Source organism: Melghirimyces algeriensis, from assembly GCF_900182565.1.
Classification (GTDB): Bacteria; Bacillota; Bacilli; order Thermoactinomycetales; family DSM-45169; genus Melghirimyces; species Melghirimyces algeriensis.
Genome location: NZ_FXTI01000017.1, coordinates 1 through 13,334, shown reverse-complemented (window position 1 = coordinate 13,334; position 13,334 = coordinate 1). Strand labels below are relative to the sequence as shown.

Sequence of the window (13,334 nt, the reverse complement as noted above, 5' to 3'; positions counted from 1 at the left end):
GTCGAGGAGAAGAAATGGATATTTTTAAAACAGAAACAATAAAATGTGTCTCAAAAATTTAGCGAATAAAAATGTACCAAAACAGTACAGATGAATATCAATGTACACCCATTAAATCAAAGGTTCTATGAGTTTGTATCAAAAGTATAAAATATAAAATGAATATGTAAAAAATGAAATTTAACACTTGATCTTTCCGATAATCATCTCTTATTCTATGTTTGTAACAAACAAACTTCATAATGAAAATGAGGAAGCTGTCCATATTACTGCGCTCCGGAACTTTTGAAGACCCATATCTGCTTGATTTTTGATAATTCCTTACTCCTTATGATGGATCATTCATGCAAAGGAGGTCTTTCTCTTGGATATCGCTATCGGTGTGCTGAAGCTTCTCGGAAAAGTACTCCCTGCAGTAGCTGAATTTCTGCAACTCTTCACCTGATTGAAACTCACCCCTATGAATATCCGTTTATGTGGATAATGGCATCTAATGGGTCTATCCTATGTGTCATCATAAAATTCTTCGGAGTAGAGTCAAATTAACCAAGGATGAGCGAAATACAAAGGGGATTCCCACCAGGAGCATTGTATTTGGTATTCAACTCCTATCATTTCAAGAATGGTCAGTTTGTTTACTTAATATTTAAAAAAACGGATGGGAAAAGTTCCCGTCCGTTTTTTAACAAGATGAAGATTTGCCAAAAAGGGGGAATCATCCATGTCAACCAAACCGCCCCGATCCCAGATTGTAAGCCATCTCCCGGCTACAGTTCCTTTTACAGCACCGGAAACGTTGGAGCGCCAAACTGGTATCAAAATCCACCTTCGATTGGGCGCCAATGAAAGCACTTATGGAATATCTCCCAAAGCCTATAAGGCTATGCAAGAATGTATCACGGAAAGCCATCTGTATGGGGACAGTACTCATTACGATCTGCGTAAGGAGCTGGCAACCCTCCACCGTATCAAAATGGAAGAAATTTCAGTAGGAGGTGGAATCGATGAATTACTGGGCTGGATTGCGCGGGTATACCTGAACCCCGGAGATTCGGTCACTACATCGCTTGGTGGTTACCCCACCTTCAATTATCATGTGAAAGGTTTTGGTGGAATCCTTCATGAAGTACCCTATCGAAATGGGAAAAACGACTTGGAGGGATTACTTCAAACCGCTGTAAAAACAAAATCCCGCATCCTCTATTTGGCCAATCCCGATAACCCGACAGGCACTTGGTTTACCAAAGATGAATTAAAAGATTTTCGCTCGCAAATCCCTGAAGACTGCCTTTTGGTTCTGGATGAAGCTTATATCGAATTTGCTCCGGACGAGGCGGTTCTGCCCGTCGATCCCGCCGATCCCGGCATCATTCGAACGCGCACTTTTTCCAAAGCCCACGGATTGGCCGGTGCACGAATCGGCTACGCGATCACTCACCGCGAAATCGTCCAATCTTTTGACAAGATCCGCAATCATTTTGGAGTCAACCGGATGGCACAAGCCGGTGCACTCGCTTCATTGAAAGATCCTGACTTTTTGCAACAAGTGGTAAAACATGTTGCCAAAGGACGCCAGGAATACGCAAAATTAGCTGAAGAATTGGGATTTTCCGCTTATCCTTCGGCGACCAACTTTGTCGCCATCGATGTAGGAAGCGCGGAACGGGCAACCTCAATCCGCGAGGCCCTTTGGGAACAGGGAGTCTTTATCCGGGTTCCAAATGTCCCTCCCTTGAACCATTGTCTCCGTATCAGTGTTGGTACCCCCAAGGAGCAGAACCTTTTGGCACACATCCTTCGCAAAACGGTACACAACCTGGTGTAGACAGGTTAAAACCAGCCATAAATCAAAAGACCACTTGTCGGTTGGCAAGTGGTCTTTTGATTTAATCCCGGTCTCCAAAAATACGAAGCAGGTAGATAAACATATTGATAAAATCAAGATATAAAGCCAGAGCTCCCATAATTGCTGTTTTTGTGTGTGTATCCTCATCCATGTGTTGGTCCTGGATATTTTTGATTTTCTGAATATCATAAGCTGTCAATCCGCAGAATATGGCGACACCCAGGTACGTCACCACCCAATACAAAGCCGGGCTTTTAATCCATATATTGACAATCGTAGCCAGGATGATTCCAATCAAAGCCATGATCAGGATGCTTCCCATCCGGGAAAGATCTCGTTTTGTCACAGCGCCATATAAAGCGAAAATCCCAAACATTCCTGCCGTGATGAAAAACACCGAAGCGATGGAGTAAGGGGTATAGAGAGCCACCAAGGGTGTGATGGTAAAGCCATTAAGTGTGGCATAAAGAAAAAAGAAAAACGTGGCTGATCCTACAGACAATTTATGTACTCTGGCGGCCAGAAAAAACACCAGAAGCAGTTCAGCAATAAAGAGCCCAAAAAGCACTCCTGTATTCTGGTAAAAATAGTTGAGAATCCGCCCATCATTTATCAGAAAAAAAGAAACAATGCCTGTCAGAGACAAAGCAGCGAACATCCAGGAAAATACTCGGATCATTAAACCGGTATAAGGGCGATCCGCACTCGTTTCCATCAAATTTTCCTCCTATGGTTGTGTTTTCCTCTATAAGTATAGAAGAGAACCATTTTAGGCGCAACAAAAAAGATTTCGATATGTTGTCAACGTTGATCCGAACGAAATTTATACAGAGAGCTCTTCAACTGGTTTAAAACATCTTCCATCATACGGGATCGATTTTCCCAAGGAAAATCCGGAACAAGAGACGTAAGCTCCTCCATCTTCTTTTTGTCATATTCAAGAAACTGAATAACCGTCTCACACGTATCGATCAGATCTTCCCAATCCTCAATTGCCACTCGCTTTTCCCGTCGATTCTCTTGATTACGATCCACCATTGATTCCTCATTTCCATACGAAGGATTGATCCGACTGATCCGGACCCGGTATTCTTCACCAGACTTCAAAGTGATATCCAATTCAGAAGCCAATGCCTCCACCCGACAGATTAAACGATCTTGTTCTGGCATATTTTCCAACTGTTGAACAATCAAACGGAAAATCAAACTGGTTACTTCCTTGGCATCCCGCATGGTTTTTCATTCCCCCTCGTCCTGGTCAGAAAACCCTCAAAGCTCTTTCACTTCTTCTGTCAGATCACAATGCGATATAATGTAAAGGACAACACATTTTGTTTCGGTTCATTATTTGTTTATTGAAAGGGGATCGTTTCATGCAAATCTCCATCCTGTTATTTGCCGGATTAGCCGATGTCGTGGGACAATCATCCATCGAACTGGAACTTCCGGAGGGCGCCACTGTTCGGGATCTCATCAACCGGCTTGCAGAAAAATACCCCCATGCGGAAAAGTTGATCCGGAATTCCGCAATCGCGCTCAACCAAGAATACGCTGAACAGGAACAGGAAATCCACCCAAATGCAGAAGTGGCTGTCATTCCTCCTGTCAGTGGAGGTGAAAAGCCATTTTGTTCCGTTACTGAAAAACCTCTTTCCGCCGATGAACTGATCCAGAAAGTGACCAATCCTTATGCTGGAGCAGTTTTAACGTTTGCCGGTACCGTGCGGGAATTCACCCATGGACAGCGCACCGTTTCCTTGGAATACGAAGCTTATGCCCCCATGGCGGTTCGTAAAATGGAGGAAATCGGTGAGGAAATTGAAAAACGGTGGCCTGGTGTACGCATTGCAATGGCACATCGCATCGGAAACCTGAGGATCGGAGAGATCAGTCTACTGATCGCTGTTGCTTCCCCTCACAGGAACGAAGCTTTCGAATCCGGCCACTATGCTATTGAGCGACTAAAAGAGATTGTTCCCATCTGGAAAAAAGAGATATGGGAAGATGGTTCAGCATGGCAAGGACCTCAAACAGGACCTTGGGACCCTCTGAAAAAACCCGGCATTCCCAAAAAGACAAATTTCAAAGCCTGAACGGAGGGAATTTCCTTATTCCTCCATTCATCATGAATGAAGATCTTATATTTATCTTACAGTTTATACACCCTCGATGGCTACACCATCCGTTGGAGGAGGTAGACAATGGAAGAAGATTCGATTCGCTATTCAAGACAAATTCTCTTCCCGCCGATTGGTGAACAAGGACAACGTCGTTTGGCTCAATCACAAGTCGCAGTAATTGGCCTCGGTGCCCTCGGTACCGCGCTATCCCACCATATGGTACGGGCAGGAGTGGGACAGATCCGGTTAATCGATCGGGATTTTGTGGAGTGGAGTAATCTGCAACGGCAAATGTTATTTGATGAAAGTGATGCCAAACAGGGTCTGCCTAAGGCGGTTGCCGCTGAAAAGAAATTGTCCGCAATCAATTCAGGTGTAAAATTGGAAACCCACATTACAGATTTAAATGGAAGCAATGCGGAAGATCTGCTGACGGGGGTAGATCTTGTTTTAGACGGGACAGACAATTTTGCTACCCGCTACCTAATCAATGATGTCTGTGTGAAGCATGAGATCCCTTGGATCTACGGAGGGGCTGTCAGTTCCAGGGGAATGACTTTTACCATCCGTCCCCATATCACTCCCTGTCTTCGCTGCCTCTTTCCTGACTCCCCTGGACCGGGTACAGCAGACACCTGTGATACTGCAGGAGTAATCGGCCCGATTATTCAAATGGTGGCCGCTTGTCAGGCAACAGAAGCTCTTAAATTGCTTGTAAATGATCTGGACGCCTTGGACCAACGGCTTCGCCACTTTGAACTGTGGCAAAATCACAACGCCGGGTTTCATATGAACGGGAAAAAGCGAAAGGATTGCCCTGCTTGCGGCAAACAACATTACGAATACCTGGATCATTTTAACCGGGAAGAAACAGCCGTCTCTCTCTGTGGGAGGAACACAGTCCAAATCACACCCAACCCTCCACAACAACTGGATCTGAATCGGTTGAAAAAGAACCTTTCATCCCTCGGTCCTGTGGAACAAAACCGCTTTCTTCTTCGAGCGCAGGTAGATCCACAACACAAGCTCATTCTTTTTCCCGATGGCCGAATTCTGGTCCAGGGAACAGACAATCCGACATTGGCACGCTCTCTTATAGCCAGATATATAGGAACCTAAAATCAGAAAATGAAAAGGGATGAAACGCTGAATCGGTTTCATCCCTTTTCATGTTTAGCGTATACAACCGTCCAATGATCATTCCATCGCTGATGGGTGTCCATTCTTCCAATTGGTGTTTTTATTCGTTTTGATTGGCTTTTGTTGTTTTCTCCACGTTGGATGGGATTCGATTCCATTTTCCCGCTGTCTGTTCACTGTTTCCTGTTGATTGGCAAAATCTTTGGGTTTGAGAGAAGAAACATGGGAATCTCCGTCTTTCATCAAGCCCAGTACTACACGAAGAGATTCGAGACTTGGATTGTTGATTGGACCAGGAGGTAATCCTTGAACTTTCCATATGTGATACTCCTCCAGTTCTCCATATGGAGCAGGCAAGGTTCGAATTCCTATAGGTAAATCGTTTTGAAGCGAATATTGAATCCTGCGGAAAACTTCCCGCTTATCCTTTCCATTTGATGCCTGTTCCTCGATCAGAGAAGCCATAATCACCCACTCATCCACACGGAGATCGCAACGTTGCAATTGCTCTTTCAAATCCCCTGTCAGCCTGTTGTTAAATCGTTGCAACATCATATCAATCAACATCTCCGCATCTGCATCTTTGTTCAATTCATAGGTTCCAGGAGCCAGATACCCTTCCAATCGATAGGGTCGATTGCTGGGAAGCAGATTCAGAAAGGAAAACTGATCCCATTTTTTATAGATACCACGATTCCACTCTTCTTCAGATATTCCATAATGCTTTAATAATTGGCCAATCTCCTGAACCGTCGCTCCTTCCCGAATCACAACTTTTTGCGTTCCACGATTCAGGGTTTGAAGCAATTTTTCAGGGCTTATCCCTGCCTGAATTTGATACGTTCCCGGCTGCAGACGGACCCCTTTTTGAATCGATTGCTGAAAAGCATAGACGGGAAATAAGAAACCGTTTCGAATCACCCCTTTTTCTTCAAGCTTCCTTCCGATCTCGAACATGGAAGCGTCTTTGCCAATCCGAACCGTTACCGTTTCAGATCGCGACGGTTTAACCAAAGCTTGCTTGACCCACGGATCTGACAGAAAGAACAGGAAAACTCCGATTGTCAGAAGGAGTGGGAGGATTTTTACCATCCCTTTCATCACACGGATCAGGCCTAAATCCAGTAAAAAACGCCGGATGATTTCCAGAATTGTGACACCCCGGCTCTGGGCATAAATGCGATAGCCCATGGCATATAACAACAGCGGATACAGCATCAGCAATGCCATCAACCACCACAGATGTTCTCTGCCGAACGTTTCCAATAACCAGCCACCGATGAACGGACCAATAAACAATCCAAATTGACTAAAGTTATTCGCGCCGTAGTAAACGCCTCTCATTCTTTCTTCCGCAATTCGATCGATAAACAGACTGGAAACGGGAAAGACAAGAACCTCGCCCAATGTAAACAAAAACATCCCGACCATAAATGCGATATCTGTCCCCCCGACCGCAAAGGAGGAAAAGCCGGCAACACATAAAGCACTGCCGATGACCAGACCGGTCAAAATGCTTTTCTTTCCTGCCCAACGATTCATCGGGTGTTGAAACAGAATCACAACACCTGCATTCATCATTAAAAGATAAGAAAAAAATTCCGGTTCCTTCCCCAAAGATTTGAGATGAATGGGCAGTGTGGATTCCAATTGGGAAAAAGCCGAAAAAAAGAGGACGCCTGCCAGAACAAACAAACCCAAAGAACGGTCACGGGCCAGCACCCTTACACATTCTGAAAACGGAACCTTTGAGTGGTTCCCATTCATCAGATCGGAACGGAAAATACGAAACAATACGCAGAGAAAAACAAAATAGATGAGATAAATGGTTGAAGTATACTGAAAAACCTTCATCCCCATCAGCTGGAATAAAACGGCCCCCAGCAAAGGACCGATCACCATTCCGACATTTATCGCAATATAACGGTAGCCAAATATTTTTAGCCGTTGCTTGGGAGTGGATAGATCGGACATCAATGCTTGGGAAGTGGTTTCAAAAACGGAGCGACACAATCCATTCAACGCATTAAGCATAAATAAATGATGAACCGTATCTGCCAAGGAAAACCCCCAAAATGCTCCGGTCCAGACAAACAGAGAGACAATCAAGATCAAATGCCGACCCCAACGATCGGACAGATAACCTCCCACAAACCCTCCTACAGAACCGGTCAGCCCGGCTACTCCCAGAACGATCCCCACTGTAAACGCATCAAGATCCAGATTGTTGGACAAATAAATCGCAAGAAAAGGAAGACTCATAAATGAAGCGATCCGGCTGATCGCCGTGCCCGTGATCAAAACCCACACCAGTGGATGATAACCGCCATATTTTGCCCATTTGTATGTTTTTCTGCGGGATAGAGAGCCACAATGATTCATCATGTTTCTTCCTAAAATAATATTTTACATTGTCATTTTATAAACTTATTCCCCTTGCGTAAATGACAGAAAGGACTTATTCGTATACGACAAAAGCGCGAAAAAAGACAGCCGGTTGGATCGACTGTCTTTCATGCCTTAATCTTTTTCTGAAATTTTCACATTACCAAGCTGTTCTAAAATGGTAATTAAAGCCTGCGTTCCATCTTCATCCTTACCGTAAGCCTGTACCGAGCGCAGGAGTTGATGAACCTGAGCGGTACCCAGTAGGGGAAGACGGACTCTGTCCGCTTCTTCCAGAACAATTCGCAGATCTTTCTGCTGAAAGCGGACGGAAAATCCAGGGTCCAGATCCCCCTGGATCACACGGGGGGCCAGGTTGGATAAAGCCCAAGATCCGGCTGCTCCCTGAGTGGTCACTTGAATCATCGTCTCCAGATCTACACCCGCTTTTTTGGCAAAGGCGAGAGCCTCTACCATTCCCAGGAGGTTTAAGCCACACATAATCTGGTTGCAGGCTTTTACGGTCTGTCCAGCCCCGATCGGCCCACAATGGACAATATTCTTCCCCATCACCTCAAATAAAGGCATCACATCTCTCAGTACTTCTTCTTCGCCACCAACCATAATGGAGAGTGTCCCTTCTTTGGCTCCCACATCCCCGCCGCTGACAGGGGCATCCAGCATCCGTACCCCCTTCTCCATCACCCGTTCGGCCAGCTTTCGGGTGGCATCCGGAGAAATCGTGCTCATATCAACAAGGATCATTCCCTCTTTAGCTCCTGCCAATACGCCCTTCGGCCCTTCCACCACAGCCCGCACATCCGGTGTATCTCCAACCATAGTAATGACAACATCACTTACCGCTGCCAATTCTTCGGGAGAGCTGGCCACCTTGGCCCCCCACACTGTCGCTTCCTCCATCCGGGATGCTGTCCGATTCCAAACCGTTACCGGGTATCCGGCCTGATGAAGATTGCGGGACATGGCTTGCCCCATGATTCCTAAGCCAATAAAACCAACGTGCATGGTTTGTTTTTGCATAGAGAGTTCCCCGTTACGAAAAACTTCCAAGACTCTACAAATAGAGTTTATGTTTTCTTCCTGGTTCATCGTATCCCGCTTCGGCGCTTACTCCCTACAACGGTTTGTTAACACTCCACAGGCGTAAATTCCCGTGTAACTCACGGTATATATTAGCGTTGTCTTGTTAATGACGTTACGCTCATGAACGCTTTGCTTGGTTCTCGCACTGGAAACCCCTCACGGTTCTACCCGATGATTACGCCACTTTCGCAACGTATGAGCCTCACATCCAAGCATCAAAACTATTCGCTTTCCGTAACGGTTTTCCCTCCTTTCTATCTTAGACTATTAATAACAAAGAGACTTTTTTATGGCTTTACATACTTTTGTCAACTGTTACTAGCTCTCCCTCCTGTGTCATTACGAATCTAACATTTGCAACGTTTCTTTCACACTGCGATGAACGGCTTCCCATAAATCGGTTCGATTTACCAGTTGAACTTTCAATCCTTGATACAGCTCCTTTCGTTTTTGTTCAAACTCAGGATCATCCGCAGACGGGAAGCTCTCCTTTAATTCATCCACCAGCCGTTGCACTTCAGGGGCGCGCGGTCCCCAAACCGCTTGTTCCTCCCCCTGTTGATCGATAAAGATAAAAATGGGAATGGAACGGGATTTCCCGTTGGTGAGATATTGATCCATCAACTCCAGGTTTTCATCCCGAATGAGATACCGCATCTCAATCTGGGCTGCTTCTGCAATCCGCATCAGAATGGGTACACAGAGCATCGCATCCCCGCACCAATCCGCGGTCAGCACAATCCCCCGTAGCTGTTGTTTCTTCAATCTCTCATAGAGACGTATATCTTCATCCGACAGAGAAAACTGTTGATAAATATGAAGCAATTCCTTCCGATTCACGTTCATACTGTCAATATATTCCTGTCCGCTCATTCCTTTGTCAAACCACTCATTCAGATCCATCTCTCCCACCTCCTCGATCATATCTCTTTCAATTGTAACCATTCACCTGCGATAAAAGAAAGAATCTTTCTGCAAAAACGTATCTCAATATTACAAGTAGCAAGGACCGCTTTTCGACGAAGATCCTTTGTATGAGGTTCATGACAAAGTGGGGGAGAGGGGATTTCCGTCTCCGCATCTCTTTCCTCCAGCAAAGAAGTGGAATCAGTCCGCTTCACCCCCTCCGGTCCCAACCAGCGGACAAAATATCCGCTAAACGGTTAGGACCTCCAGGGGTTCCGCTAAGTTGTCGGAAAAGGATGCTCCACCGGATATCCCCTTCTTATTATTTTTGTCAGCAGTCTCTTTGTATCAACCATATGGGAAACAACGTTTCCTCAATGATCCCATTGCCGAAAAAAAGTCCAGGGAGTACAATCAACGTTAAGTCATTTTTTCGATAAACGAAATAGATAGTTGTAAAGAGGTGTAGAATCTGGTGAGTAAGAATATGGTGTATGCAATCATGACCTTCAATATGTTGATCTGGGGATTGAATACGGTCGCCTTAAAAATATTGGTACAGTACCTCTCCCCGTTAACCATGCAATCCCTCCGGATCATCCTTGCGGGGGTGGTCCTGTTTTTCTTTTTACTGTGGAGAAAGGAGTGGCGGAAACCCTCCCTTCATGAATGGCGCTATCTTATAGGTGCCATTCTGTTTGGAGTCATGGGACATCACTCCTGTCTTGCATTGGGCCTGGAACATACCACAGCCACCAATGCTTCCTTGATCCTCGCACTATTGCCATTATCAACGGTGGTGCTGTCCATTCTCTTTCTGAAAGACCACATCACTGGATTGCGTGCCGTGGGAATCACTCTGGGATTGATCGGTGTGATTTTTATCGTTCTACGGGGAAGTGGAGATTTAAGCAGTCACTTAGCCGGGGACCTATGGGTGTTCGGTGCCATGATGACCCAAGCCATCAGCTTCATCTTCATCAAAAAAGCGACGGATACAATGGATGCCAAGCAGGTAACGTCTTTGATGTTTCTGTGTGGACCTCTGGGAATCTTCACGATCAGTCTGTTTCTTCATCCCTATGGACTGAGGGATTTCACCACTGCTCCAGGTTGGATTTGGGTGATTTTTCTCGCTTCATCCGTCATTGCTACGGGTATGGGACATATGCTGTATAATACATCCATTCACCGATTAGGACCGGGACAGTCGGCCATCTTTATTAACCTGACGCCCTTTTTCTCTTTAGTGGGCTCTGTTCTTTTTCTGGGAGAACAAATTCTCGCTTCCCAGATTGCCGGATTCTTTCTGATCTCCGCTGGAGTGATTCTTGGGTCCGGAGCAGTGGAAGAGAGAAAACGGCCATTCTTTCAACGGCCGTTCCTTCGCCCTGCTCAAGCATCCAAGATAGAAAAAAGATAAAACAAAGTATATAGGGAGGATTGTCCTGGGGTCACAAAGCCCCATTCTTCTTCATAAACTTTAATACAAACCACGCCATCCAGGAGGCGTCTCATATGCCCCACTGGCTATGTAAACAGTTGCAACGGGCTTTTTACGGAAAAGACCGGAGACAGATCCGTATATTAAATGATTGCTGGTTTCAGTACCAACGAAAAACTTGTGTAACACCGGAATAGTCCATATGTAATGACCTGGCTCTCGACTCATGGAAAAGGGTCAGACACATCAAATGTCTGACCCTTTCCTTTATTTACTCCGTTTGTTGCCTTTGCTCAATCGAGCCTCCACTTGCTCCGGCTGTCACCATCAGAATGGAACCCATCACTGCACTTCCCGTCAAATACAATGTTTCCGTTAGGGCTGGGTCAAGCGTGTAATGAGGATAGTCATCGTGATGATCCAAAGGTTGGTGTTGCCGGAGATCTGGACGTTTTTTCAACATGCTTTCCACCGCCTGACGACAATCATCAGAGGATAAGACCATGGGGTACAGCCGTTCAAAGGTGGCAGCGATAAACTCATCCCGGTTTCGAGAGACAGGGGGTAAATCTTGTCCTTTCATTTCCGCTTCCACAAAAGAGACGATTTGAGCCAACTCATCAGGAGACTGCTGAAATAAATGACCGCAATGTGCCGTCATATCCGTCATCTTTTCGCTTATTTTCCGTGGAATCTGTTGATCCTCCATAGATTGAAGCCTCCTTTTTGTCTTATTTTTCCGCAGAAAAGAAAAACCATACCGCTTTAGGGGATGGTTTTTCTTTTCAAAATAATGTCTAGGAAATTTCCTCTTCCAAAATGGCCACAACTCGACTCCAGCCCCCGCTGGCATCAGCAATATTGATGGGGAACGCACATACCTGAAAGCCAAAGGGTATCGGAATCTGATCCAAATTGCACAGTTTCTCTATCTGACAATATTCTTTTTCCCTCCCGACAAGGTGTGCTTCCCAAAATTGTGTTTTTCCTTCTCTAGCTTCTCTTGCCATCTGGTCAAAGGGACGATCCAGCCCCCAAGCATCAATTCCAATCACCTTGACTCCCTGCTCCAGCAACCATTCAACTGCCGATTTCGTCATCCCCGGTTGTTTAAACGCATAGTCAGGGGTTCCAAAATATTTGGAAGATCCTGTATGAACCAAAATAATATCATACGGCTGAATGGTGTACTGGATCCGATCCAGCTCCTTCTGCACATCGACATCAGATATTTTGTCACCGATCGCTTTGTGTCGCATATCCAAAACGACACCACTCCCATAGCACCAATGGAGGGGAACCTGATCAATGGTTCGGGCGGGTTTCGCTTCACTCACCGGACCGTAGTGATAGGGGGCATCCACATGTGTACCGGAATGCGTGGATAGCGTAACCTCTTCCACCGCCCATCCAAAACCGTCTTGCCAGTGTTCCTTACCGATTCCCAAAAGGTTTTCGGTAACAGCCACCGATTCCTCATGTTTGGAGTATTCTATTTCGTGCGGGTTCAACTCATATGGACGTGTAGCATTGTTCAGCTGGTCACTCAAGTCAATCAGCGTAATCCTTTTGCCGTTTCTTTCAACTGTATCCATTATTCCACCTCACTCAGACAATAAAAGAATTACGAGACTGCTGACAAAGATAAATAAGAGGGGGATATCCGGTGGAGCATCCTTTTCCGACGACCCAGCGGAACCCCTGGAGGTCCCAACCGTTTAGCGGATATTTTGTCCGCTGGTTGGGGCCGGAGGGGGTGAAGCGGACTGTTTCCTCTTCTTTGCTGGAGGAAAGAGATGCGGAGACGGAAATCCCCTCTCCCCCGCTTTGTCATTAACCTCTCACGTTTTTTCCTGTATTCTCTTTGAACTTTCAACGCAGTATTCCTGTGCAACAAACGCTCCAAATTTACCTTGCCCTTTTGAAATCAGCAAATCAGCCAATTCTTTTCCTTCTTTTGTAGCCATCAGATGTTTGATGGTTTCCGGAGATTCTTGACACTCCCCATGCCTGAAGGCAGGGGATTCTTGGGAGCTCCCGTCTACTGATAGGATCATATCCAAGCTTAAACGGTCTGCCCGACCGCAAGTACTCGAAGTCCTTCTTGCAAGATGTTTTTGGATGCATTGATGTCTCGGTCATGGTGAGAGCTGCACGTAGGGCATGTCCATGCCCGAAGGTGGAGGTTCTTTACATCCTTGTTTCGGTAGCCACAGGAAGAGCAAAGCTGACTGGAAGGGAACTGTTTCCCCACTTTCACCACGTTTCTTCCATGCCAGGCTGCCTTGTAGGTAAGCATCGCGACAAACTCCGACCACGAGGCATCCGTGATCGATTTGGCTAACTTGCGGTTTTTCACCATATGCTTTACTTGGAGGTCTTCGATACA

The 13,334-nt window shown here is 45.8% G+C and carries 15 protein-coding genes; 6 read left to right on the top strand and 9 right to left on the bottom strand.

Features of this window, described 5'->3' with window-relative positions:
- Nucleotides 1-721: 721 nt before the first annotated feature.
- A complete protein-coding gene (locus FN782_RS15965) occupies nucleotides 722-1,825 on the top strand; it encodes an aminotransferase class I/II-fold pyridoxal phosphate-dependent enzyme (protein WP_142506797.1) in 1,104 nt (367 codons plus the stop codon).
- Nucleotides 1,826-1,886: 61 nt separating this feature from the next.
- Here FN782_RS15965 and FN782_RS15960 read toward each other — a convergent pair whose 3' ends face one another.
- Together FN782_RS15960 and FN782_RS15955 are read right to left on the bottom strand one after the other, a co-directional pair.
- Complete coding sequence (locus tag FN782_RS15960) at nucleotides 1,887-2,561, bottom strand: Bax inhibitor-1/YccA family protein (protein WP_142506796.1); 675 nt, start codon at nucleotides 2,559-2,561, stop codon at nucleotides 1,887-1,889.
- Between the two features lie 86 nt (nucleotides 2,562-2,647).
- Nucleotides 2,648-3,079 carry a hypothetical protein gene (locus FN782_RS15955; RefSeq protein ID WP_142506795.1) on the bottom strand — a complete coding sequence of 144 codons (432 nt, stop codon included), beginning with the start codon at nucleotides 3,077-3,079 and terminating at the stop codon, nucleotides 2,648-2,650.
- Between the two features lie 140 nt (nucleotides 3,080-3,219).
- Between FN782_RS15955 and moaD the strand changes: the two genes are divergently transcribed.
- Both moaD and FN782_RS15945 read left to right on the top strand, forming a co-directional pair.
- Complete coding sequence (gene moaD / locus FN782_RS17350) at nucleotides 3,220-3,939, top strand: molybdopterin converting factor subunit 1 (RefSeq protein WP_142506794.1); 720 nt, start codon at nucleotides 3,220-3,222, stop codon at nucleotides 3,937-3,939.
- Between the two features lie 108 nt (nucleotides 3,940-4,047).
- Nucleotides 4,048-5,085 carry a ThiF family adenylyltransferase gene (locus tag FN782_RS15945; RefSeq protein WP_142506793.1) on the top strand — a complete coding sequence of 346 codons (1,038 nt, stop codon included), beginning with the start codon at nucleotides 4,048-4,050 and terminating at the stop codon, nucleotides 5,083-5,085.
- Nucleotides 5,086-5,163: 78 nt separating this feature from the next.
- On the opposite strand, the gene FN782_RS15940 is transcribed toward FN782_RS15945, so the two are convergent.
- The 4 genes from FN782_RS15940 to FN782_RS15925 all read right to left on the bottom strand — a co-directional run bounded on the left by FN782_RS15940 (nucleotide 5,164) and on the right by FN782_RS15925 (nucleotide 9,716).
- A complete protein-coding gene (locus FN782_RS15940; protein WP_185956379.1) occupies nucleotides 5,164-7,488 on the bottom strand; it encodes an endolytic transglycosylase MltG in 2,325 nt (774 codons plus the stop codon).
- Nucleotides 7,489-7,626: 138 nt separating this feature from the next.
- Nucleotides 7,627-8,532 (bottom strand): NAD(P)-dependent oxidoreductase, encoded by a 906-nt coding sequence (locus tag FN782_RS15935; protein ID WP_185956378.1) that lies wholly within the window; start codon nucleotides 8,530-8,532, stop codon nucleotides 7,627-7,629.
- 402 nt (nucleotides 8,533-8,934) lie between these two features.
- The gene (locus FN782_RS15930) at nucleotides 8,935-9,498 is read right to left on the bottom strand and encodes a thioredoxin family protein (RefSeq protein WP_142506791.1); all 564 of its coding nucleotides are present in this window, start codon (nucleotides 9,496-9,498) and stop codon (nucleotides 8,935-8,937) included.
- A 17-nt stretch (nucleotides 9,499-9,515) separates the two neighbouring features.
- Nucleotides 9,516-9,716 carry a hypothetical protein gene (locus tag FN782_RS15925; protein ID WP_142506790.1) on the bottom strand — a complete coding sequence of 67 codons (201 nt, stop codon included), beginning with the start codon at nucleotides 9,714-9,716 and terminating at the stop codon, nucleotides 9,516-9,518.
- A 260-nt stretch (nucleotides 9,717-9,976) separates the two neighbouring features.
- On the opposite strand from FN782_RS15925, the gene FN782_RS15920 reads away from it, so the two are divergent.
- Together FN782_RS15920 and cmpA are read left to right on the top strand one after the other, a co-directional pair.
- Nucleotides 9,977-10,924, top strand: coding sequence for a DMT family transporter (locus tag FN782_RS15920; RefSeq protein WP_142506789.1), 948 nt, complete (start codon nucleotides 9,977-9,979; stop codon nucleotides 10,922-10,924).
- A 95-nt stretch (nucleotides 10,925-11,019) separates the two neighbouring features.
- On the top strand, nucleotides 11,020-11,142 hold the full coding sequence (gene cmpA, locus FN782_RS15915) for a cortex morphogenetic protein CmpA (protein WP_142506788.1): 123 nt from the start codon (nucleotides 11,020-11,022) through the stop codon (nucleotides 11,140-11,142).
- 74 nt (nucleotides 11,143-11,216) lie between these two features.
- Here the strand turns inward: cmpA and FN782_RS15910 are convergent, their stop codons facing one another.
- Both FN782_RS15910 and FN782_RS15905 read right to left on the bottom strand, forming a co-directional pair.
- Entirely contained in the window at nucleotides 11,217-11,654 is a 438-nt protein-coding gene (locus FN782_RS15910; protein ID WP_142506787.1) for a hypothetical protein, read from the bottom strand.
- Between the two features lie 88 nt (nucleotides 11,655-11,742).
- Entirely contained in the window at nucleotides 11,743-12,540 is a 798-nt protein-coding gene (locus FN782_RS15905; protein ID WP_142506786.1) for a cyclase family protein, read from the bottom strand.
- Nucleotides 12,541-12,611: 71 nt separating this feature from the next.
- On the opposite strand from FN782_RS15905, the gene FN782_RS17025 reads away from it, so the two are divergent.
- A complete protein-coding gene (locus FN782_RS17025; RefSeq protein ID WP_185956377.1) occupies nucleotides 12,612-12,782 on the top strand; it encodes a hypothetical protein in 171 nt (56 codons plus the stop codon).
- Between the two features lie 228 nt (nucleotides 12,783-13,010).
- Here FN782_RS17025 and FN782_RS15900 read toward each other — a convergent pair.
- A partial coding sequence (locus FN782_RS15900; RefSeq protein ID WP_142506785.1) for an RNA-guided endonuclease TnpB family protein occupies nucleotides 13,011-13,334 on the bottom strand: 324 nt, incomplete at its 5' end.

What these genes read in the sequence shown, in the direction of transcription:
- FN782_RS15965 (WP_142506797.1), top strand. Translation starts at nt 722, where the DNA reads ATGTCAACCAAACCGCCCCGATCCCAGATTGTAAGCCATCTCCCGGCT.
- FN782_RS15960 (WP_142506796.1), bottom strand. Translation starts at nt 2,561, where the DNA reads ATGGAAACGAGTGCGGATCGCCCTTATACCGGTTTAATGATCCGAGTA.
- FN782_RS15955 (WP_142506795.1), bottom strand. Translation starts at nt 3,079, where the DNA reads ATGCGGGATGCCAAGGAAGTAACCAGTTTGATTTTCCGTTTGATTGTT.
- moaD (WP_142506794.1), top strand. Translation starts at nt 3,220, where the DNA reads ATGCAAATCTCCATCCTGTTATTTGCCGGATTAGCCGATGTCGTGGGA.
- FN782_RS15945 (WP_142506793.1), top strand. Translation starts at nt 4,048, where the DNA reads ATGGAAGAAGATTCGATTCGCTATTCAAGACAAATTCTCTTCCCGCCG.
- FN782_RS15940 (WP_185956379.1), bottom strand. Translation starts at nt 7,488, where the DNA reads ATGAATCATTGTGGCTCTCTATCCCGCAGAAAAACATACAAATGGGCA.
- FN782_RS15935 (WP_185956378.1), bottom strand. Translation starts at nt 8,532, where the DNA reads ATGCAAAAACAAACCATGCACGTTGGTTTTATTGGCTTAGGAATCATG.
- FN782_RS15930 (WP_142506791.1), bottom strand. Translation starts at nt 9,498, where the DNA reads ATGGATCTGAATGAGTGGTTTGACAAAGGAATGAGCGGACAGGAATAT.
- cmpA (WP_142506788.1), top strand. Translation starts at nt 11,020, where the DNA reads ATGCCCCACTGGCTATGTAAACAGTTGCAACGGGCTTTTTACGGAAAA.
- FN782_RS15910 (WP_142506787.1), bottom strand. Translation starts at nt 11,654, where the DNA reads ATGGAGGATCAACAGATTCCACGGAAAATAAGCGAAAAGATGACGGAT.
- FN782_RS15905 (WP_142506786.1), bottom strand. Translation starts at nt 12,540, where the DNA reads ATGGATACAGTTGAAAGAAACGGCAAAAGGATTACGCTGATTGACTTG.